The 19,465-nt window shown below is 71.6% G+C and carries 16 protein-coding genes; 5 read left to right on the top strand and 11 right to left on the bottom strand.

Annotated features, from left to right (window positions below):
- From AB0C38_RS25905 to hppD, 4 genes are all read right to left on the bottom strand, one after another.
- A complete protein-coding gene (locus tag AB0C38_RS25905; RefSeq protein WP_360677791.1) occupies positions 1 to 4,524 on the bottom strand; it encodes a DNA/RNA non-specific endonuclease in 4,524 nt (1,507 codons plus the stop codon).
- The gene (locus AB0C38_RS25900; RefSeq protein WP_360677789.1) at positions 4,524 to 4,832 is read right to left on the bottom strand and encodes a type VII secretion target; all 309 of its coding nucleotides are present in this window, start codon (positions 4,830 to 4,832) and stop codon (positions 4,524 to 4,526) included. The genes AB0C38_RS25905 and AB0C38_RS25900 overlap by 1 nt, the downstream gene beginning before the upstream one ends.
- Before the next feature lie 10 nt (positions 4,833 to 4,842).
- Positions 4,843 to 5,403 (bottom strand): YbaB/EbfC family nucleoid-associated protein, encoded by a 561-nt coding sequence (locus AB0C38_RS25895; RefSeq protein ID WP_360677787.1) that lies wholly within the window; start codon positions 5,401 to 5,403, stop codon positions 4,843 to 4,845.
- A gap of 122 nt (positions 5,404 to 5,525) precedes the next feature.
- The gene (hppD, locus tag AB0C38_RS25890; protein ID WP_360677785.1) at positions 5,526 to 6,725 is read right to left on the bottom strand and encodes a 4-hydroxyphenylpyruvate dioxygenase; all 1,200 of its coding nucleotides are present in this window, start codon (positions 6,723 to 6,725) and stop codon (positions 5,526 to 5,528) included.
- Positions 6,726 to 6,847: 122 nt separating this feature from the next.
- Here hppD and AB0C38_RS25885 point away from each other — a divergent pair, with 122 nt between their 5' ends.
- Entirely contained in the window at positions 6,848 to 7,321 is a 474-nt protein-coding gene (locus tag AB0C38_RS25885) for an Lrp/AsnC family transcriptional regulator (protein WP_360677783.1), read from the top strand.
- A gap of 85 nt (positions 7,322 to 7,406) precedes the next feature.
- On the opposite strand, the gene AB0C38_RS25880 is transcribed toward AB0C38_RS25885, so the two are convergent.
- The 3 genes from AB0C38_RS25880 to AB0C38_RS25870 form a co-directional block, all read right to left on the bottom strand.
- The gene (locus AB0C38_RS25880; protein ID WP_360677781.1) at positions 7,407 to 8,219 is read right to left on the bottom strand and encodes an MBL fold metallo-hydrolase; all 813 of its coding nucleotides are present in this window, start codon (positions 8,217 to 8,219) and stop codon (positions 7,407 to 7,409) included.
- A gap of 152 nt (positions 8,220 to 8,371) precedes the next feature.
- On the bottom strand, positions 8,372 to 8,875 hold the full coding sequence (gene greA, locus AB0C38_RS25875) for a transcription elongation factor GreA (protein WP_360677779.1): 504 nt from the start codon (positions 8,873 to 8,875) through the stop codon (positions 8,372 to 8,374).
- Positions 8,876 to 9,070: 195 nt separating this feature from the next.
- The gene (locus AB0C38_RS25870) at positions 9,071 to 9,514 is read right to left on the bottom strand and encodes a DUF4307 domain-containing protein (RefSeq protein WP_360677777.1); all 444 of its coding nucleotides are present in this window, start codon (positions 9,512 to 9,514) and stop codon (positions 9,071 to 9,073) included.
- 136 nt (positions 9,515 to 9,650) lie between these two features.
- Between AB0C38_RS25870 and mca the strand changes: the two genes are divergently transcribed.
- Together mca and AB0C38_RS25860 are read left to right on the top strand one after the other, a co-directional pair.
- Positions 9,651 to 10,562 (top strand): mycothiol conjugate amidase Mca, encoded by a 912-nt coding sequence (mca, locus tag AB0C38_RS25865; RefSeq protein ID WP_360677775.1) that lies wholly within the window; start codon positions 9,651 to 9,653, stop codon positions 10,560 to 10,562.
- Positions 10,559 to 10,900 carry a hypothetical protein gene (locus AB0C38_RS25860; protein ID WP_360677773.1) on the top strand — a complete coding sequence of 114 codons (342 nt, stop codon included), beginning with the start codon at positions 10,559 to 10,561 and terminating at the stop codon, positions 10,898 to 10,900. The genes mca and AB0C38_RS25860 overlap by 4 nt, the downstream gene beginning before the upstream one ends.
- A gap of 4 nt (positions 10,901 to 10,904) precedes the next feature.
- On the opposite strand, the gene AB0C38_RS25855 is transcribed toward AB0C38_RS25860, so the two are convergent.
- Both AB0C38_RS25855 and AB0C38_RS25850 read right to left on the bottom strand, forming a co-directional pair.
- Positions 10,905 to 13,397: a polynucleotide kinase-phosphatase gene (locus AB0C38_RS25855; RefSeq protein WP_360677771.1), complete on the bottom strand. Its 2,493-nt coding sequence runs from the start codon at positions 13,395 to 13,397 to the stop codon at positions 10,905 to 10,907.
- The gene (locus tag AB0C38_RS25850) at positions 13,394 to 14,761 is read right to left on the bottom strand and encodes a 3' terminal RNA ribose 2'-O-methyltransferase Hen1 (protein ID WP_360677769.1); all 1,368 of its coding nucleotides are present in this window, start codon (positions 14,759 to 14,761) and stop codon (positions 13,394 to 13,396) included. Before AB0C38_RS25850 ends, AB0C38_RS25855 begins: the two co-directional genes overlap by 4 nt.
- A 176-nt stretch (positions 14,762 to 14,937) precedes the next feature.
- Here AB0C38_RS25850 and AB0C38_RS25845 point away from each other — a divergent pair, with 176 nt between their 5' ends.
- Positions 14,938 to 16,905: a thioredoxin domain-containing protein gene (locus tag AB0C38_RS25845; protein ID WP_360677767.1), complete on the top strand. Its 1,968-nt coding sequence runs from the start codon at positions 14,938 to 14,940 to the stop codon at positions 16,903 to 16,905.
- Positions 16,906 to 16,991: 86 nt separating this feature from the next.
- Complete coding sequence (locus AB0C38_RS25840; protein WP_360677765.1) at positions 16,992 to 17,549, top strand: hypothetical protein; 558 nt, start codon at positions 16,992 to 16,994, stop codon at positions 17,547 to 17,549.
- A 217-nt stretch (positions 17,550 to 17,766) separates the two neighbouring features.
- On the opposite strand, the gene AB0C38_RS25835 is transcribed toward AB0C38_RS25840, so the two are convergent.
- Complete coding sequence (locus tag AB0C38_RS25835; protein ID WP_360677763.1) at positions 17,767 to 18,210, bottom strand: hypothetical protein; 444 nt, start codon at positions 18,208 to 18,210, stop codon at positions 17,767 to 17,769.
- 18 nt (positions 18,211 to 18,228) lie between these two features.
- Positions 18,229 to 19,377 carry a DUF6745 domain-containing protein gene (locus AB0C38_RS25830; RefSeq protein ID WP_360677761.1) on the bottom strand — a complete coding sequence of 383 codons (1,149 nt, stop codon included), beginning with the start codon at positions 19,375 to 19,377 and terminating at the stop codon, positions 18,229 to 18,231.
- Positions 19,378 to 19,465 lie beyond the last annotated feature (88 nt).

Below are 19,465 nucleotides of genomic sequence, written 5' to 3'. Positions count from 1 at the left end.
TCAGGACGCCCCCGGAGCGGCCGGCGTGTTGGGGAAACTGCGCATGTGGACGATCGGTCCGCCGTCCGGGCCCACTTCGACCCACCGTACTTGGATCGTGTGCGGCACATGATCTCCGGCGTTCCGCAGGGGGAACACGTCGATGCTGTCGATCTTGCCGCCCGCCTTGAGGTGGTTGGCCAGGTCGGTCTCGAACGCGTACCAGTGGTCGGGTCCGGCCTGGGTCGGCCAGCCCTGGTTCTGCGGCCGCCACTGGGACATCATGTTCAGCAGCTCGCCCGGCCCGCGGAACTGGTTGCCCGCGATGTGCCCGCCGTCGTAGACCCCGCCCGGGCCCTGCTGCCCCGACACGCCCTGCGCGGTGCCGTCGCGACGCAGGAACTCCTCGTCGTCGGCCAGCTTCGGGGTGTCCGAGCGGCCGTGCACCGTGTCGGGCCTGCCGTTGACGTCGGCGCCGGTCTCGTAGGTGAACCGGCCGTTGTCGACGTCGTAGACCATGTTCGGGCCGGGGTTGTTCATGTCCGGGTTGTGCGGCCGGAAGGTTTCGGCCACCGCGACCCGGCCGTGCTCGTCGGTCCAGTACACCGACCGCGGCTGGTCGACGGTGGCTTCCCCCACCTTGTACTCGCCGTGCACGACGTACTTGGAGTTCGGCTCCAGCTTCGGGGACCCGTCCGGGTTCTTCGGCTGCGAGTCGAGGAACGACCGGTTGTTCGGCAGGTCGTGGACGTCGTGCTGCTGCGCGCCGCGGAACCGCTCCGGGTTCGGGACGTCCTCCGGCACCTCCGCGTTCGGGTCGAGCCGCTGCCGCAGGTGGACTTCCGCATCCGGCGGGACGAGCCGCGGGTTGTCGATGCCCCGCAGGTCCGGGTTCGTCCGCGCGATCCGGCCGGACTCGACCTCCGCCCAGCGGACGTGGCCGTCGGCGTCGGTGTAGAACGTGCCGCGCGGGACGCCCTTCTTGTCGACGACCTCGTACCGGGTGTGCGGCTCGTAGGGCCCGCCCTGCGCGAACGACTGCCGCACGCCGGGCGAGTGCGGGTCGTTCGGGCCGATCCGGACCGGGTCGCCCTCGAAGTCCGGGCGGTGGAACTGCACCGACGGGTGCGGCACGCCGTCGGCGTCGGTGTGGAACGTCTGGTGCTGCCCGTCGATGTCCACCCGGTAGGTGGTGTCCGGGTGCGGGTGGGTGACGTCGGGGTTCGGGTGGTACGCCGGGTTCGGGGCGCCGTCGGCCAGCCGCGGCGGCACGTTCGGGTGCGACGTGTCGATGTGCGTGACCCGGCCCGAGCCGTCGGTGTGGTAGGTGCCGCGGGGCGTCCCGTCGGCGTCGGCGACCTGGTACGAGCGGTGGGGATCCAGCCGCTGGTCGCCCGGGAACCGCTCGCCGGGGTGCGGTGGCCGGGGCGCGTCCGCGTGCGTGCTGCCCGGCCCGACCGGCACGTGCTCCCCGCCGGTCGGCGTGAAGTCCCTGGCCTGCTGCGGGTTCGCCCGGTGCTCGGCCTGCCGCTGCGGGTCGGTGAGGTCGTGTTCCTGTTGCCGCGAAAGGGGATTGCGGTCGGCGGGGACGTCCGGGTCGGTGCCGGGCGGTGGGGATTGGCGCTGCCGCGGGTTGTCCGCGTCCGCGTCGGACCCGGCGGCGTCGCGCTGCCGGGGGTTGTCGTCGTCACCGCGGTGGCGCGCGCTGTCGGCGTCGACGTCGTGCGGGTCGTGGTGCCGGGTGTCCGGCGCGAACCCGTCGTCGCCGGCCGCGTGCGTCGTGCCGTCGGGGTGGTGGGTGTTCCATTCGCCGTCCGGTGGGATGCGCGGGCGCATCTTGCCGTCCGGGCCGATTTCGTAGTCGGAGGAGAAGACGCGGCCGTGCGAGTCGGTCCACGCCGGCTTCGTCGGGGCCATGACCTCGGTGTCGAGCTCACGCGAAAGCCGGTGCGCGAAGTCGTTCGAGCTCGCGTCGCAGCCGATCAGGCGGACCGGGCGGCCGTCGTAGTCGGCGTTGCGGCGCAGGACGTCCGCGAACTCCTCCGGCGTGTACAGGCGGTCGCCGATGCGGGCGTGGCCGTCCGGCGTGACGTGCACGTCGACGGTGTAGCGGCCGTCCGGGTCGGGCTGCACGCGGTGCGGCAGGTCGCCCATGTCGGGGTCGCCGGCGTGGTACGAGCTGCCCGCCGGCGTGCTTTCCGAGTGCCGCGCGTTGACCTCGTCCGGGGTCAGCGGCTCGGAGTCGCCGTGGTGCGGGGCGTCGCCGTCCGGGTCGTGGTGGCCGGGGCCGTTGTCGTGGGGAGCGTTCTCGTGGGGGCCGTGGCCGGGGGTGCCGCCGTCGGGGCCGGGTGCCCGGGTGCCCGGCGCGTGGCCGCCGGGGCGGGTGTCGGGGGCGTGCGTGCCGGGGCCGTAGCCGCGGGGCGCCGGCGCGGGCGCGTCCGGTGTGCGTGGCCGGCCCGAGGGCAGGTCGCCGCCGGTGCGCGGACGGCCGGGCGTGTCGACGTGCGGGGTGTGCGCGCCCGGGCTGCCCGGGCTGCCCGGGGTGCCGGTCCAGCCGGGGCCACTGCCGGTGCGCGGGGAGCCACCGCCGAGGCCGCCGCCGCCGGGTGCGCCGCCGGGCGGCATCCCGCCACCGCCGCCCATCGGCGCGCCACCCTGCGGCGGGACACCGGCGGCGGCGCCGTCCCCACCGCGCGGCGACGGGACCGTGCCCGGCTCGCCGGTGCGCGGGGTGGCCGGCGCGGTGCCGCTGGCGGAGGTGGTGCCGTCGGCCCGTGGCGGTGCGGCGCTGCTCGGGGAGTCGGTGCCGGCGTACGAGCCGGGCGCGTCCGACCGCGCGGCGGGCGAGGAACCGGAGTGCGTGGGGGACGGGCTGCTGTCTCCGCCGCGCGACGGAGAGCTGTCGCCTGCGTGGGACGGCGTGTTGTCGGTGCCGCGGGTCGGCGACGGGCTGCTGTCGCCTGTATGCGAGGGCGCGTTGTCGGCGCCGCGAGTGGGTGAAGGGCTGGTGTCGCCTGCGTGGGAGGGCGTGCTGTCGGCGCCGCGCGTTGGCGAGGGGCTGCTGTCGCCTGCGTGGGAGGGCGTGCTGTCGGCGCCGCGCGTTGGCGAGGGGCTGCTGTCGCCTGCGTGCGAGGGCGTGCTGTCAGCGCCGCGCGTCGGTGACGGGCTGGTGTCTCCGGCATGTGAAGGCGTGCTGTCGGCGCCGCGGGTGGGTGAAGGGCTGCTGTCCCCGGCGTGCGAAGGCGTGTTGTCGCCCGCACGGGTGGGCGACGGGCTCGAATCGCTTGCGTGGGAAGGAGATCGCGTCGGCGAAGGGCTGCTGTCGCCCGCGTGCGACGGGCTCGAGTCCCCGGCGTGGGAAGGCGAACCGTCGCCCGAGCGCGCCGTCGACTGGCTGCTGTCCGGCGAGCTGTCCCCGTCGCCCGCGTGCGATGGGGAGCTGTCGCCGTCCGGTGAACCGGATCCGTCCCCGCTCGAACTCCGGCGGGAGGCCGCATCCGGCGACGAGTCGGTGTTCATCGGGTCGGAGCTCGGCGAATCCCCGTCCGCGTGGCCGGGATCGCCCGAGTCGGTCGACGAAGTCTCGCCGCTGTGCGAACTGTCGCCGTCCGGGGAACCGTCCCCGCCGGAAGAACCCTCCCCGTCGCCGCCATGAGCGCGCGCGTGGACGCCGCCACCTTCCCCCTTGGGGATCTTGTGGACGAAGCCGCCTTCCTTGACCTTCAGCCCGTCGAGCCCGCTGACCTTGCCCAGCACCTTGCCGAAGACCTTGGCGATCTTCTCGAAGATGTCGACCAGCTTCGACAGCAGCGGCGAGACCTTGCGGATCGTGTCGGTGAGCTTCTTGAGCAGCTCCCCGATCTTCTTGCCCCACTTGGCGATCGCGGCCGACGCCTGCGCCACCACGACCGGGGTGCCGAAGCCGAGGGAGAAGACCTCCTCCATCACCCAGGCGATCAGCTTGCCGACCAGGTCCGCGATCAGCTGGCGCACGGTCTCGCGCACGAACGAGACGACCTGGCCCATGATCATCGTGACCGTGCTGATCGCGCCGGCCACCGTCGCCGCGCCGGACAACGCGTCGCTGTGCTCGGCGGCGAACTTGCGGTAGGCGTCGGCGCCTTCACCGGTCCAGCCGGTGGTGCCGTTCTTGACCGCGTTGTCGAAGTCGGTCTTGCGCTCGCCCAGCGCCTTCGAGACGTTGCCCCACGTGTCGGCGTAGGACTGGATCACCGGCGGGTTGCCCGCGACGGAGTCGAGCATGTCCTTCAGCGGCTGGATGTGCTCCATCAGGAACGACGCCACCGACGACATCAGGTAGCCGAACGGGTCGATCGCGGCACCCGCGATCTCGCCGGCCAGGCTGAGCACGCCCAGCCCGCCGGAAACCCAGTCGCCGTCCTTGATCCCGTTGAACGCGTCCATCGACGACTCGGCGATGCCGATGCCGCCGGCGTAGCCGTAGTCACCGTTGCCCGCGGTGAACGCGCCCGGCCCGTCCGGGTCGGTCTTGGCGTCGGCGACGAGCGGGTTCCCCTCCGGCATCACGCACCGCCCGCGGACTTGTTCAGGTCGTCGGCCACCCCGGCCTCGTACTTGTGGTAGGCCGCCGCGGCCTCGCGGACCTTGCCGGAGACGGCGGTCATCGCCTGCACGGCGTCCTTGAGCGCGTCGATCCCGTACTGCTCGACCGGGTCGAGCAGCATCCGGAACGGCTGGCAAAGGATGCCGTACGCGTCGGTCGGCATGCTGACCTGGTTCGCCGCGTCGACGGCCTGCTGCAGCCCGTCCCCGATGGCGTCGAGCTGGTGGGCGTGCGCCGTCAGGTCGGTGCTGAGTTCCACATCCGTCATCGGTTCCCCCTCAGGAAAGAATCGGTCCGCCGAAGTCGTCGTCATCGTCGTTGTCGGCCGCACGCCGGCGCCGCGGCGGTGGCGGCTGCTGCGGAGGCGCGGGCGGCGGCGGAGTGCGCGGCGGCTGTTGCTGCTCTTCGTTGTCCTCCGGCAGGAACCGGCGGACGCGGTCGGGCTCCGGGAACGCGGGCTCGGGCTCGGGCGGCGGTTCCGGGAAGGTGCTCTGGGCCTCGCGCACGATCTCCACCGCGGCCTGGTCGCCGGTGCCGGTGGTCTCGGTCATCGCCTGCTGCAGCAGCTCCGGGATCCGGGCCTGCGCGCGCTGCACCAGCTGCATCACCTGCGCCGACACCTCGGCCATCCGCTTGCCGGCCGCCGTCTCGGCGATGACGAGGTTCTTCAGCAGGCCGCGCGAATCGACGGTCACCTGCACTGAACCGTCCTTCGACCGCTCGGTGACCGACTGGCCCTGCATGCGATCGGCCAGCGCCTGGTACCGGGCGGCGTTCTCCTCGAGCCGCTTGGTCCAGTTGTCGATCATCGCGTCGCTGGCGTCGATGCTGTCCGGCATCCCGGCCCCTTCTCTCTGCTTCACTCCACTGACGGATCCGAGCCACCCGCGGTTCCCAGAACACGCCAAAGGCCACCATAGGGGACCCGGAGGTCTCCCACGGTGGCCTTCGCCGAGATGTGTTACAGGTTGCCGCGGCGCTCCTGCTCGCGCTCGATCGCCTCGAACAGGGCCTTGAAGTTGCCCTTGCCGAAGCCCAGCGAACCGTGGCGCTCGATCAGCTCGTAGAAGACGGTCGGGCGGTCGCCGATCGGCTTCGTGAAGATCTGCAGCAGGTAGCCGTCCTCGTCGCGGTCGACCAGGATGCTGTGCTCCTTGAGCGTCTCGATCGACACCCGGACGTTGCCGATCCGGGCGCGCAGCTCCGGGTCCTCGTAGTACGACGCCGGGGTGTCCAGGAACTCGACGCCGGCGGCGCGCATCGCGGTGACCGTGGCGATGATGTCGTTGGTGGCCAGCGCGATGTGCTGGCAGCCCGCGCCGCCGTAGAACTCGAGGTACTCGTCGATCTGCGACTTCTTCTTCGCCACGGCGGGCTCGTTCAGCGGGAACTTCACCCGGTGGTTGCCGTTCGAGACGACCTTGCTCATCAGCGCCGAGTACTCGGTCGCGATGTCGTCGCCGACGAACTCCGCCATGTTCACGAAGCCCATGACGCGGTGGTACCAGTCGACCCAGTAGTCCATCTTGCCGAGCTCGACGTTGCCGACGCAGTGGTCGACGGCCTGGAACAGCCGCTTCGGCGCGCCTTCCGGCCGCTTGATCGTGCTCTGGCGCGGCTCGTAGCCGGGCAGGTAGACACCGGTGTAGCGCGACCGGTCGACCAGCGAGTGGCGGGTCTCGCCGTAGGTCGCGATCGCGGCGACGCGCACGGTGCCGTGCTCGTCGGAGACGTCGTGCGGCTCCTCGAGGACGGTCGCGCCCTGCGCGCGGGCGTGCTCGATGCACTTGTCGACGTCGGTGGTCTCGAGCGCCAGGTCGATGACGCCGTCGCCGTGCTTGCGGTGGTGGTCGAGCAATGCCGAGTCGGGCTGCACGCCCCCGGTGATGACGAAGCGGGCCGAGCCGGACTTGAGCACGTACGACTTGCGGTCGAAGTTGCCGGTCTCGGGGCCGGAGTAGGCGACGAGCTGCATCCCGAACGCGATCTGGTAGTACCAGGCGGTCTGGGTGGCGTTGCCGGCGATGAACACCACCGCGTCCATGGCCTTGACCGGGAACGGGTCGGTCGAGGCGTCGTGGTCGACGAGCCCGACGAGCTGACGCAGCTGGTCATAGCTGACGTCGTCGAGAGCGCCCTGAGGTTCGGCAGTCTGGGTCATACTCCGAAGGATCCGCCTCGTGAGGCAAGATGCGCAATGGACTCAGATTTCGCTAAACAATATGCTCAGCGACTGCCGGACATCGGCTGTCATCGTGGACAACTTGTGCAGGGAAGAGAGCAATGTCGGAGAACCTCGACGCATTGGACGCACGGCTCCTGTTGCTGCTGACGGACTCCCCGCGGCTGGGGGTGCTGGAGAGCGCGCGCCGGCTGGGGGTCGCGCGCGGGACGGTCCAGGCGCGGCTGGACCGCCTGACCGAGCGGGGAATTCTCGGCGGTTTCCCGCCGGAGCTCGACCTGGCGGCGATGGGCTACGGCCTGACGGCGTTCGCGGTGCTGGAGATCGCCCAGGGCCGCCGGGCGGAGGTGGCGGCGGCGCTGTCCTCGATCGACGAGGTGTGCGAAGTCCACGCGACGACCGGCGTGGGCGACCTGTTCGTGCGGATGGTGGCGAGGGGGAACGACGACCTGCAGCGGGTGATCGACGAGGTGGTGGGGGTGCCTGACGTGCTGCGGACGTCGACGTCGATCGCTTTGTCGACCCCGGTGCCGCCGCGGGTCCGCCCCCTGCTGGAACGGACCGCGCGGGGCTGAGGGCCCGGCCGGTGGAAACGTCATGAAAGGGTCGTTCACCGCGTCCGGCGACATGAAAGAGTCGTTCATGACGTCCGGGGCGGGCTCAGGCTTCGTCGGCCACGTGGGCCAGGTACCGCTTCGCCGACCGCTGCACCACCTCGAAGCCGTCGGTCCGCACGATCGCGTCCCACCAGGCTCCGTAGATCGCCTCGAACCGGTACCCCGCCAGCAGTTCCGCCGCGCGCCGGACGATGTGCGGGCGCTCCGGGACCAGGTTCGGGTAGCTGTACATGAAGCCCACGTGCGTGCGGTCGGGGATCACCTGGACGATGTCGCCGGACAGCAGGGCGCCGCGGCCCTCCTCGCCGTCCGGCCAGTGCAGGACCGTGCCGCCGGTGAAGTGCACGCCGAGGTTGATCAGGCGCAGGTCGTCCGCGACGTCCAGGGTGGCGCCGGACCACAGCTTCACCGCCGGGTCGGGCCGGCCGATCCACTGCTGGTCGCCTTCGTGCAGGTAGATCGGCACGTCGAACGCGTGCGCCCACTCGACCATCGTCGTGTAGTAGTGCGGGTGGCTGATCGCGATGCCGGTGATCCCGCCGAGGTCGCGGACCTGCTGGACCAGGGCGTCGTCGAGGTACGCGGCGCAGTCCCACAGGAAGTTGCCGGAGCGCGCCCGCACCAGCAGTGCGCGTTCACCGATCGCGAAGCCGGGGTTCGAGCCGACGCCGACGATGCCGGGACCCTGTTCCTCGATCCGCGGCGTGTACGTGCCGCTCTCGCGCAGAGACGCGAGGTTCGTCCAGCGCTGCCCGGACTGCGGGACGTACTGGCGTTCGTCCTCGCAGACCGGGCAGTCGTCACGGACCGTGGCGTACTGCATGCCGCACGCCTGGCAGATGGGTTCGGTGCTCACGAGGCTGTCCTCCCAGAATGTGGATCCTGGGAGGACACGCTAGCCGCGTCTACTGTGCCGATGGGTGACCAATCCGACCACAGCCACGGCCGCATGACTTCGTGGCAACGGTTGCGTGCCGCGGGGAGGGCGGCCTGCTTTGGCCGGATCGGTCACTTCGTTTCGGCGTACGGAACGGCCTTGACGAGCGTGACCTTCTGCAGCTTGCCGTTGGGCAGCTCGTACTCGCGCGACTCGCCTTCCTTGGCGCCGAGCAGGGCCTTGCCCAGCGGCGACTCGGGGGAGTACACGTCGAGGCCGCCCTCGGCGCCTTCCTCTCGGGTGGCGAGCAGGAACTTCTCGTCCTCGTCGTCGCCTTCGTACCGGACGGTGAGGACCTTGCCGGGGCCGGCGGTGCCGTCGTTGGCCGGCGCCTCGCCGACCTTGGCCCCTCGCAGCAGCTCCTGCAGGTGCCGGATGCGCGCCTCGGCCTGGCCCTGTTCTTCACGGGCGGCGTGGTAGCCGCCGTTCTCCTTGAGGTCGCCTTCTTCGCGGCTGTCGTTGATGCGCGCGGCGATGACCGGACGATTCTCGATCATTTCGTCGAGCTCGTGCTTGAGCCGGTCGTAGGCATCCTGGGTCAGCCAGGTCACCTTGGTGTCGCTCACGGTCACCATCTCCTCGTCGGGCCTGCCAGGCTTGCGTGTTCAAGCCGGCCCACACGGGCGTAGGTGCCCGCGTGGCTGAGATAAAGGAAAAACACGGCCCGTCGCGGGCCGTGCTGAAGGGTCAGACTATCACGGCGCGACAGGTCAACGCCCGTTATTTCCGCACGCCGTGGGCGTTGGGCGCGCGGTTCACCCCGTTGGCCGCTATGGGGTTGACAGGTACCGTGGTATGTCGTACGAGCAGCCGTACACGTCCGCCGTCACCGGTGCCCCGATGCTCTTGATCGTCGTGGTCATCCTGCTGTACTTCGCGCCGGCGGGGATCAGGAGCTCTTTGCGGCCGCTCTCGGCGCCGGTCTTGTCGCGGACGCGCACGATGCACACGCCCGGCCTGCTGTTGTCGTCCCGCGTCACGTTGATGGTGATTTCCATCGCGTTGCCCGGTTTGCCGCTGAACGCGACGCGCTCGGCGTCGATCGGCGCGGACCCGAGGTTGACGTACGCGACCCACGCGATCACGCCGCTGACCAGCAGGGCGATGGCGAGGAACAGCCAGCGCCGCCAGCGGCGGGGAGCCTGGGCGCGCCCGGTGCCGTACCGGCCTTCGGGCAGCACGGCCACTGCCGTTTCCGCCGGTCCGCCTGCCAACCCGGGGCCTCCTGCTCGTTCTTGTCGTACCCGTGGGGACAATGGTGGGGCGGGTACGGCTTCGAGTATCCGCCCGCTGGGTGGGCGGCCCGCACGTGGGTCGCGGAATACGGGTAGAGAAGGAGTCGTTCGCAGCATGGTGGACCAGCTGACGAAGACCGCCAAGCCGCGCCTGCGGATGATGGCCGTGCACGCACATCCGGACGACGAGTCGAGCAAGGGCGCCGCCACGATGGCGCGCTACGCCGCCGAAGGTTACGAGGTGCTGGTCGTCACGTGCACCGGTGGCGAGGCGGGCAGCATCCTCAACCCGGCCATGGACCGGCCCGAGGTGCTGGCGAACATGACCGAGGTCCGCCGCGAGGAGATGGCCCGCGCGGCCAAGATCCTCGGGGTGAGCCAGCGCTGGCTGGGCTTCGTGGACTCCGGCCTGCCGGAGGGCGACCCGCTGCCGCCGGTGCCCGAGGGCTCGTTCGCGGTCGTGCCGCTCGAGGAGTCGACCGAGGCGCTGGTGCGCGTGATCCGGGAGTTCCGCCCGCACGTCATCACGACGTACGACGAGAACGGCGGCTACCCGCACCCCGACCACATCCGCACGCACGAGGTGTCGATGGCGGCGTGGGACGCGGCGCCGGACCCGGACCGGTTCCCCGAGGCGGGCGAGCCGTGGCAGCCGTTGAAGCTGTACTACATGCACGGCTTCTCGAAGGCCCGGATGGTGGCCTTCGACGCGGCGCTGAAAGAGGCCGGGATGGAGTCGCCGTACACCGAGTGGCTGGAGAAGTGGGACCCCGACCGCGCGGATGTGATGGAGCGGGTGACGACCCGCGTCGAGTGCGGTGAATACTTCGAGGCGCGGGACGAGGCGCTGAAGGCGCACGCGACGCAGATCGACCCGAACAGCCGCTGGTTCTTCGTCCCGTTGGAGATCCAGCGCCAGACTTGGCCGACCGAGGAGTACGAGCTGGTCAAGTCGCAGGTCGACAGCACGTTGCCGGAGGACGACCTGTTCGCCGGCATCGGCATCGAGGAGAAGGTGAACACATGAGTCTGACGCTGCCGGCCGGCGTGGCGCTTCCGGTGACCGCGTCGGTCCTCGTCCTGACGCAGCAGCCGGGTGACGGCGACAACGGCGGGCAGGGGGAGGACTTCGGCAAGTCGTCCCCGGTCGGCTTCCTGGTGCTGATCCTGTTCCTCATCGCGGTGGCCTTCCTGGTCCGCTCGATGACGAAGCACCTGAAGCGCGTCCCGGCCAGCTTCGACGACCCGCCCGCCGAGGAGCAGGCCGAATCGCCGGAGCAGGCCGAGCCGGAGAAGAAGGCCGGCGCCGAGACGGCCGAGAAGCCCGCTTCTTCGGACTCCTCGGCCGCGACGAAGGCCGACTAGCTGCTCAAAGCCGCGGGTCCACCGGGTCGGACTCCAGGGCGAGCACCGCGAACACGCACTCGTGGACCCGCCACAGCGGCTCACCCCGCGCGACGCGCTCCAGGGCCTCCAGCCCCAGCGCGTACTCGCGCAGCGCCAGCGTGCGCTTCCGGTTCAACCCCCGCTTGCGCAGCCGCTCGAGGTTGGCCGGCAGCGTGTAGTCCGGTCCGTAGATGATCCGCAGGTACTCGCGCCCGCGGACCTTCACGCCCGGCTGGACCAGCCCGCGCGCGCCGCGGGTCAGGTTCGCCGACGGCTTGACGACCATGCCTTCGCCGCCTGCGCCGGTCAGCTCCTCCCACCACGCGACGCCGCGGGCGACCGACTCCTCGTCGAGGAGATCGACCGCCAGGGTCCGGGTGCGCTGGAACCGTGGCCCGGCCAGCCGGCCGAGCATCGACAGGTGCCACTCGTGCGGCCGGTCGTGGTAGCTCGCCCCTTCCGACGCCAGCAGCTGGAACGGCGCCAGCTTGACCCCTTCCAGACCCGAAGTGGGCCAGCAGTACTGCCGGTACGCCGCCCGGTACGACTCCACTGTGGACTCTCGGGTTGCCGTACGCTCCAGCAGGTCCGTGACGTCGATGCCGCGCGCGGACGCCGTCGTCAGCGCCGAGACCGCCGCCGGCAGCACCGCCTGGGCCGCCGCGCCGACCGACGCGTACTGGTCCGCGATCAGCGGACCCGCCTTCGCGCTCCACGGCAGCAGCTCGGCGTCGAACAGCAGCCAGCCGCTGTTCAGCCCGTCGAACAGCTCGGCCGCCGCCGCCCGGACGTCGGCCAGCAGCTCGAGGTTCTGCTCCGCCGAGAAGAACGGCCGTCCGGTGCGCGTGTAAACCGCTCCGCCGCCGCGGATCCCGAAGCGCCGGTATGCGACGTCGTCGTCCTGGCACACCAGCACCACGGCCCGCGAGCCCATGTGCTTCTCCTCGCACAGCACCGACTCCACGCCCGCCGCGCGGTACTCGGCGAACGCCTCCTCCGGGTGCTCCAGGTAGCCCTCGCGCGAAGACGTCGAGCAAGGCGCCATGGTCGGCGGCAGGTAGGCCAGCCACCGCGGGTCGACCGCGAACCGGCTCATCACCTCCAGCGCCGCCGCCGACTGCTCCGCCGAGACGCCGACGCGGCCGTGGTGCGCCGTCTGCACGATCCGCTTCCCGGTGACGTCGGCCAGCTCCAGCACCGCCGGCTCGCGCCCGCCGAGCGGCCGCGACGCGTCGAGCGGCTTGGTCGGCTCGTACCAGACGCGGTGCGCCTTCACGGAGACGACTTCCCGCTCCGGGTAGCGCAGCGCGGTCAGCTTCCCGCCGAAGACGACCCCGGTGTCGAGGCACATCGTGTTGTTGACCCACTCCGGCTCCAGCGTCGGCGTGTGCCCGTAGAGGACCATCGCGGACCCGCGGTAGTCACGCGCCCACGGCAGCCGCACCGGCAGGCCGTACTCGTCGGTCTCGCCGGTCGTGTCGCCGTAGAGCGCCATGCTCCGCACCCGCCCGGAGGCGCGCCCGTGGTACCGCTCGGGCAGCCCGGCGTGCGCGACGACGAGGTGGCCGCCGTCGAGGACGTAGTGCGCGATCAGGCCGTCGCAGAACTCGTGCGCCGCCCGGCGGAACTCTTCGCTCTCGGCGGCGAGCTGCGCCAGCGACTCCGCGAGCCCGTGCGCGCCGTTGACCTTCCGGCCGTGCAGCGCGCGCACCAGCTTCTGCTCGTGGTTGCCGCACACGACCAGCGCGTCGCCGGACCCGGCCATTCCCATCACGCGCCGCAGCACGCCCGGGGTGTCCGGGCCGCGGTCGACGAGGTCGCCGACGAACACCGCGATCCGCCCGTCCGGGTGGACGCCGTCGACGTACCCCAGCTCGGTCAGCAGCTGCTCGAGCTCGCCCGCGCAGCCGTGGACGTCGCCGATCACGTCGAACGGCCCGGTCAGCGCGCGCTTGTCGTTGCGCAGCGGCTCGACGGCGATCTCGGCCTCGGCCACCTCGGCCTCGGACCGCAGCACGTGCACCCGCCGGAAACCCTCGCGCTCCAACGACTTCAGCGACCGCTGCAGCTCGCCGCGCTGCCGCCGGACGACGTGGTCGCCGAAGTCGCGCTCAGGGCGCGAAGCGTTGCGCGCCACGCAGACGCCCAGCGGCAGGTCGAGCACGATCGCCGTCGGCAGCACGTCGTGCTCCTTCGCGAGCTTCACCAGGCTCGCCCGCGAAGCGCGCTGCACGTTCGTCGCGTCGATGACGGTCATGCGCCCGGCCGCGAGCCGCTTGCCCGCGACGTAGTGCAGCGCGTCGAAGGCGTCGGCGGACGCGGACTGGTCGTTCTCGTCGTCGGCGACGAGCCCGCGGAAGAAGTCGCTGGAGAGCACCTGCGTCGGCGCGAAGTGCGTGCGCGCGAACGTCGACTTGCCGGAGCCGGAAGCGCCGACGAGCACGACGAGCGACATGTCGGGAACGGTCAGCTTCACGCGGCCACCTCCTTCTCACTCGTGAAGACCGCCAGCTGGGTCGGCGGTCCTGAAGTCTGGTCCTCCGGTCCCACCGGCAGGTAACGAACGCCGTAGCGATTTCGGGCCGCGACGCCGTCCGCCCACGCGCGGAACTGCGCCCGTGTCCATTCGAACCGGTGATCGGCGTGGCGGAAATGCCCCATCGGCAGGAATTCGAACAGCCGGTTGTACTCCGCGTTCGGCGTCGTGACGAGCACCGTGCGCGGCGCCGCGACCCCGAACACGGCGTGTTCAAGAGCCGGCAGGCGCTCCTCGTCGACGTGCTCGACGACCTCCATGAGCACGGCGGCGTCGTACCCGGCCAGCGCCGGGTCGGCGTAGGTGAGCGCGGACTGCCGCAGCGTGACGCGGGTGTTGTCCTTCAGCCGCTTCTCCGCGACGTCGAGCGCGCTCGCGGAGACGTCGACGCCGACGATCTCGGTGAACGACCGGTCCTTATCGAGGACGCGCAGCAGGGCGCCGTTCCCGCAGCCGAGGTCGAGCACGCGCCGCGCGCCCGCGGCCCGCAACGCGGCGAGCACGCTGCCGTGGCGCTGCGACGCGAGGCTCTCCGGCTTGTCCGGCAGCTCGGTGACGAGCGCCTCGGCCTCCGCCGGGACGTCGTCCGCCTCGGCCAGCCGCGAAAGCGCGTAGTGCACGACCGGGCGGCGCCGCTCGAGGTAGCGGTTCGTGATGAGCGTCCGCTCCGGGTGCCCGGCGAGCCAGCCGTCGCCGGCGCGCAGCAGCTTGTCGGCCTCGTCCTGCCCGACCCAGTAGTGCTTGCCGCCGTCGAGCGCGGGCAGCAGGACGTAGAGGTGACGCAGCGCGTCGGTGACCCGGTGCGTGCCGGCGAGCGTCAAGTCGACATAGCGGCTCTCGCCCCACTGCGGAAACTGCGGGTCGAGTGGGATCGGCGCGGTCGAAACGCGCCAGCCGAGCGGCTCGAACACCTTGTGCACCACCTCGGCACCGCCGCGCGCGGACAGCGACGGCACGCGGATCTCCAGCTCGAAGAGTTCGTCGACGAGCTCCGGACGCGCGGCGCAGCGACCCGCGAGCGCCGTCGTGAACGCCGCCCGCAGCGCGACCGCGAGGTACGAGCCGCCGGCGTAGGGCCGGTCGTTGACGTACTGCGTCAACGAAGTCCCGCCACCGCGCACAAGCCCGATCGGGTCGATTTCGACGAACAGCGCGACGGTGCAGCGATCTTCCGACGCTTCCGGGTAGAAGACGTGTGCCGTGCCCGCGGACAACGTGACCGACTGCGCCTTCTCCGGGTGCTTGTGCAGGAGAAAACCCAAGTCGGTAGCGGGGTTCCGGGTCGTCGTGATCGTCAGCAGCACGGGCCCAGTGTGAACGACAACCAGGTCCGGCGCGTCCGGTTTTCGGGAAGGGCGGACAGTCGATGACCCTTCGGGCCCCGGGAGCAGCTCCGGCTCGGCACGCCGTACTCCCGGGCAGCACAGGTCCGGGAGTACGGCGGGAACCTGCTCGTGACCCCCGACCTACGCTGGGAGGTATGAACCGTCTCGCCGATGCGACCAGCCCGTACCTGCTCCAGCACGCGGACAACCCGGTCGAGTGGTGGCAGTGGGGGGCGGAGGCGCTCGCCGAGGCGAAGCGGCGGAACGTGCCCATCCTGCTTTCCGTGGGCTACGCGGCGTGTCACTGGTGTCACGTCATGGCGCACGAGTCGTTCGAAGACACCGAGACCGCGGCGGTGATGAACGCGAACTTCGTCAACATCAAGGTCGACCGCGAGGAGCGGCCCGACATCGACGCCGTGTACATGGCCGCCACGCAGGCGATGACCGGGCAGGGCGGCTGGCCGATGACGTGCTTCCTGACCCCGGACGGCGAGCCGTTCCACTGCGGCACCTACTACCCGCCGTCGCCGCGGCCGGGCATGCCGTCGTTCCGGCAGCTGCTCGCCGCCGTCGCCGAGGCGTGGCAGGAGCGGCCGGCCGAGCTGCTGGACGGCGCCAAGCAGATCGTCGCGCACCTCGCCGAGCAGACCGGCCCGCTGCAGGAGGCCGTGGTGGACGAGGCCGTGCTCGCCGGCGCGGTCGAGAAACTGCGGCAGGAGGCGGACCCGGTCAACGGCGGGTTCGGCCGCGCGCCGAAGTTCCCGCCGTCGATGGTGCTGGAGTTCCTGCTGCGCCACCACGAGCGCACCGGGTCCGAGGCCGCTCTGTCGCTTGTGGACCAGACGGCCGAGGCGATGGCCCGCGGCGGGCTGTACGACCAGCTCGCGGGCGGCTTCGCGCGCTACTCCGTGGACGCCGGGTGGGTGGTGCCGCACTTCGAGAAGATGTTGTACGACAACGCGTTGCTCCTGCGGTTCTATGCGCACCTGTGGCGTCGTACCGGCTCGGCGACGGCGTTGCGCGTCGCTTCCGGGACCGCCGAGTTCCTTTTCGAATATCTGCGGACAGCCGAGGGTGGCTTCGCGTCTTCGCTGGACGCGGACACCGACGGCGTCGAAGGCTTGACGTACGTGTGGACGCCGTCGCAGCTGCGTGAGGTCGTCGGTGACGATTCCGCGGCTTCGCTGTTCGGTGTCACCGAGGAGGGGACGTTCGAGGAGGGCGCGTCGACGTTGCGGCTGTTCGGCGACCTGCCGGAGTCGACTCGCGTCAAGTTGCTGGAGGCGCGCGCGAAGCGGCCGCAGCCGGGCCGGGACGACAAGGTGATCGCGTCCTGGAACGGCCTGGCGATCACGGCGCTGGCCGAGGCCGGCGTCGCGCTGGATCGTCCACAGTGGATCGAATGGGCGGCTTCCGCGGCCGATCTGCTGCTTCGGGTGCACGTCGTCGACGGCCGGTTGCGGCGCAGCTCGCGCGACGGCGTCGTCGGGGAGTCCGCCGGGGTGTTGGAGGACTACGCCTGCGTCGCCGACGGGTTCCTGGCCCTGCACCAGGCGACCGGTGCCGCGAAGTGGCTCACCGAGGCGACGCGGCTGCTCGACCTGGCGTTGGCGCACTTCGCGTCCCCGGAGGTCCCGGGCGCGTACTTCGACACCGCCGACGACGCCGAGACGCTGGTCCAGCGTCCGGCCGACCCCGGCGACAACGCGAGCCCCGCCGGGGCGTCGGCGCTGGCCGGGGCGCTGCTGACGGCGTCCGCGCTGGCTGGGCATTCCGATTCTTCGCGGTACCGCGAAGCAGCCGAGCAGGCGCTGCGACGCGTCGGGGTGCTGGCCGCGCGGGTGCCGCGGTTCGCCGGGCACTGGCTGTCGGTCGCGGAGGCGCTGCAGGCCGGCCCGGTGCAGGTCGCGGTGGTCGGCGCGGACCCGGCGTTGCGCCTGGCCGCGGCGCGGGGCGTGCACGGCGGCGGCATCGTGCTGGCCGGCGAGCCGGACGCGCCGGGCGTCCCGCTGCTGGCGGAGCGTCCGCTGGTGGACGGGTCGCCGGCGGCTTACGTCTGCCGCGGGTACGTCTGCGACCGGCCGGTGACGACGTCCGAGGCGTTGTCCGCCCAGCTCTGATCGCCCTGGGTGAACGCGGTGCTCTTCCGGGTGTATTCGGCGTAGCGTCAGCAGCGTTGTAATCATGTAATCGCGGAGGTGGAGTCATGGGACGAGGCTGGAAGGGCAGCGGGGGCTGGCAGCAGGCCGAAGTGCCCTCGGCGGGCGACGCGGCGGCTTGGTTCGGCGGGCGTCTGCCCGACGGGTGGTTCACCGGCGCACCGGAGATCACGGTTGACCGCGAGGAGATCATCGTGGTGGGCGAGCTGCCGGCGCTCACGGAGGAGTACGCCGACGACGCGGCCCGAGCGGCGGCGGAGGAGGGCCGGATCAGCCGCCACCGCGAGGAGACGCGCGACGAGCGCATCGAGATCGCGCGCCAGGCCGAGCACCGCTACCAGCGCAAGGTGGCGTGGGGCGCGCGCCTCGGTGGGACGAAGGCGCTGTTCACGACGCATTCGGCCCCGGTGATGACCCGGCTGCGCCAGCCGGAGCGCTTGATCCTCGACACCCTGGTCGACGCCGGCGTGGCACGGTCGAGGTCGGACGCGCTGGCGTGGGCGGTGCGCCTGGTGGGCGAGCACGCGGACAGCTGGCTGGGCGAGCTGCGCGAAGCGATGACCAAGGTCGACGACCTGCGTTCCCAGGGCCCCGACCTGGCCTGAACGTCATGAACGACTCTTTCATGGCCTCTGACGCCCTGAAAGAGTCGTTCATGCCATCCGGGCGGCGACGGGCAGGCCCACCCGCCCGCGCGGTCGCGGGGATGCCGGGGCGGTCGGCAGCCCGAGCGGCTGCTGGGCCGCAAGCCCAACCGCCGAGTCGCGAACCCGCCCGACCGAGCCGTGGGGTGCCGCCCCCTCGGCGGCACCCCACGACCCCTCAGTCGGCGATCAACACCGGCCCACCCTGGTAAAAGCTCGTCCCGGCCTTCCGGAAGCCACTCGCCTCCCGCTGCCGCCGCACGAGCCACCTCCCCGGCGCGATGCCCGTCGCTCCGTGCTCCGGGTGCACCAGGTACACCGGCGCCGCATTGTCGATCGCCGCGACCGCCAGCCCCTCGGGGTCGCTCACCCACGTCGTCAGCTCGCACGAGCCGACCAGCGTGTGCGGGTTGGTGCCGTCGCCGCCCCGGACGAGTTCGGCGCCTTCCGCGGGCAGGGCGTGCCAGCCACCCTGAGCGCGCACGGCGGTGGCCATCTCCACCGGCACCACCATCAGGTCGCCCTGGGCCTGGAGGCCGTCGATCACCGGGACGTCGACCTGCCGGTCGAGGTGGGCGAGCACGTCGAGCCCGGTCCGGTCGAGCAGTTCAGCCAAATACATGGGATCACCTCAAGGAGTTCAGGTCCGGCGCCGCAGCTGCGCGTACTGGGCTCCGGTGAGCCCGTATGTCCAGCCGGCGGCGTCGAGGGGATGGTCGATTTCGGCGGGCACGCGCAACCCGTACTGCCGGCGCGTGCCGTCGCGCTCGACGGAGCCGTTGACCACCAGCAGCAGCCGGGTCGTCGAGCCGTCGTAGAGCCGGAGTTCGCACCCGGGGTTGCCGGGATCGCCGGCGCGGTCGAGGAGCTCGAGCCCCGCCTCTTCCACGAACGCCGTCCAGCCGAGGTGCTCGATCGCGCACCGGCGCACCTCGACGTTGCGCTCCGCCATGATCAGGTCGGCCGTCGGCGCGTCGATCACCCAGGACGGCACCCGCGTCCCGTGCCACGCGTGCACGGTCCAGCCGTCGGGGAACGCCATCGCGGGGCCGGTCTCGTGGTGCAGCCGGACCAGGCCGTACGGGTCGTCGCCTCGTTCGGTGCGCACGACGAGCGGCCGTTCGGCGATGACGCAGACACCTTCCCGCGGCCACCACCAGCCGCACGACCGCGCGAGCGCGGCCCACAGATCCAGTTCGAGACCGTCGGCGGGGTCGAACCGCACGCCGTCCGCCCGCCGGTGGAGGTCGTACAGCGCGACCCAATGGGCTTCGTGCTGGCCGCCCCAGTGCAGCCCGGCGCCCGTCGTGAGCTCACCGCGCACGGCACCGCTGACGTAGTCCCGGATCGACCGCCGCAGTGCGGGCCCCAGCCCGTTGTTCAGCAACGCCCGCAAGGAAACCCCGGCCGGATCCGGCGGTGGCCGGTTCACCGGCCGGGCCCGGTCGCGCCAGGCGCCGATCCGCCGGTCGAGCCGCTCGCGCAGGGACGTCACCAGCGTCGCCACACGTGCTTCGACCGGCAGTTTCCCGCCCAGGGAAAGCGCTTGCGTGGGTGACATCAGCGCGACCGCGGCGGCCGGGGAAGCCACCCACGAAAACGTCGGCGGCGCGGCGCCGGCCAGCTCGTAAAGGCGGGTGATGGCCGCTTCCGCGGCCGGCCGGTCAGCCGGCTCGGTGCTCAGCGCCTGGCTCAGCCAGGAGTCGCGGATTTCGAGGGCCCGTGACCAGGGTTCGAGGTTCCCGTCCGGGTGAAAGACACGGCGGTCGTGCCGCCGGGAGGCGCTCAACGCGCGAGGGCGCGCACGCCCTTTCGAATCGACATGGACCGATCATGACAGCCGTTTCGCCGATCGCGCAAGCCCGGATCCGTGGACA

Source organism: Amycolatopsis sp. NPDC048633 (assembly GCF_040650695.1).
Taxonomy (GTDB): domain Bacteria; phylum Actinomycetota; class Actinomycetes; order Mycobacteriales; family Pseudonocardiaceae; genus Amycolatopsis.
The sequence above is the reverse complement of the archived record's forward strand: the minus strand, read 5'-3'. Positions and strand labels throughout refer to the sequence as shown.

Excerpts from the sequence above, each read along its gene's own strand:
- AB0C38_RS25905 (WP_360677791.1), bottom strand. The coding sequence starts at position 4,524 with ATGCCGGAGGGGAACCCGCTCGTCGCCGACGCCAAGACCGACCCGGAC.
- AB0C38_RS25900 (WP_360677789.1), bottom strand. The coding sequence starts at position 4,832 with ATGACGGATGTGGAACTCAGCACCGACCTGACGGCGCACGCCCACCAG.
- AB0C38_RS25895 (WP_360677787.1), bottom strand. The coding sequence starts at position 5,403 with ATGCCGGACAGCATCGACGCCAGCGACGCGATGATCGACAACTGGACC.
- hppD (WP_360677785.1), bottom strand. The coding sequence starts at position 6,725 with ATGACCCAGACTGCCGAACCTCAGGGCGCTCTCGACGACGTCAGCTAT.
- AB0C38_RS25885 (WP_360677783.1), top strand. The coding sequence starts at position 6,848 with ATGTCGGAGAACCTCGACGCATTGGACGCACGGCTCCTGTTGCTGCTG.
- greA (WP_360677779.1), bottom strand. The coding sequence starts at position 8,875 with ATGGTGACCGTGAGCGACACCAAGGTGACCTGGCTGACCCAGGATGCC.
- mca (WP_360677775.1), top strand. The coding sequence starts at position 9,651 with ATGGTGGACCAGCTGACGAAGACCGCCAAGCCGCGCCTGCGGATGATG.
- AB0C38_RS25860 (WP_360677773.1), top strand. The coding sequence starts at position 10,559 with ATGAGTCTGACGCTGCCGGCCGGCGTGGCGCTTCCGGTGACCGCGTCG.
- AB0C38_RS25845 (WP_360677767.1), top strand. The coding sequence starts at position 14,938 with ATGAACCGTCTCGCCGATGCGACCAGCCCGTACCTGCTCCAGCACGCG.
- AB0C38_RS25840 (WP_360677765.1), top strand. The coding sequence starts at position 16,992 with ATGGGACGAGGCTGGAAGGGCAGCGGGGGCTGGCAGCAGGCCGAAGTG.
- AB0C38_RS25835 (WP_360677763.1), bottom strand. The coding sequence starts at position 18,210 with ATGTATTTGGCTGAACTGCTCGACCGGACCGGGCTCGACGTGCTCGCC.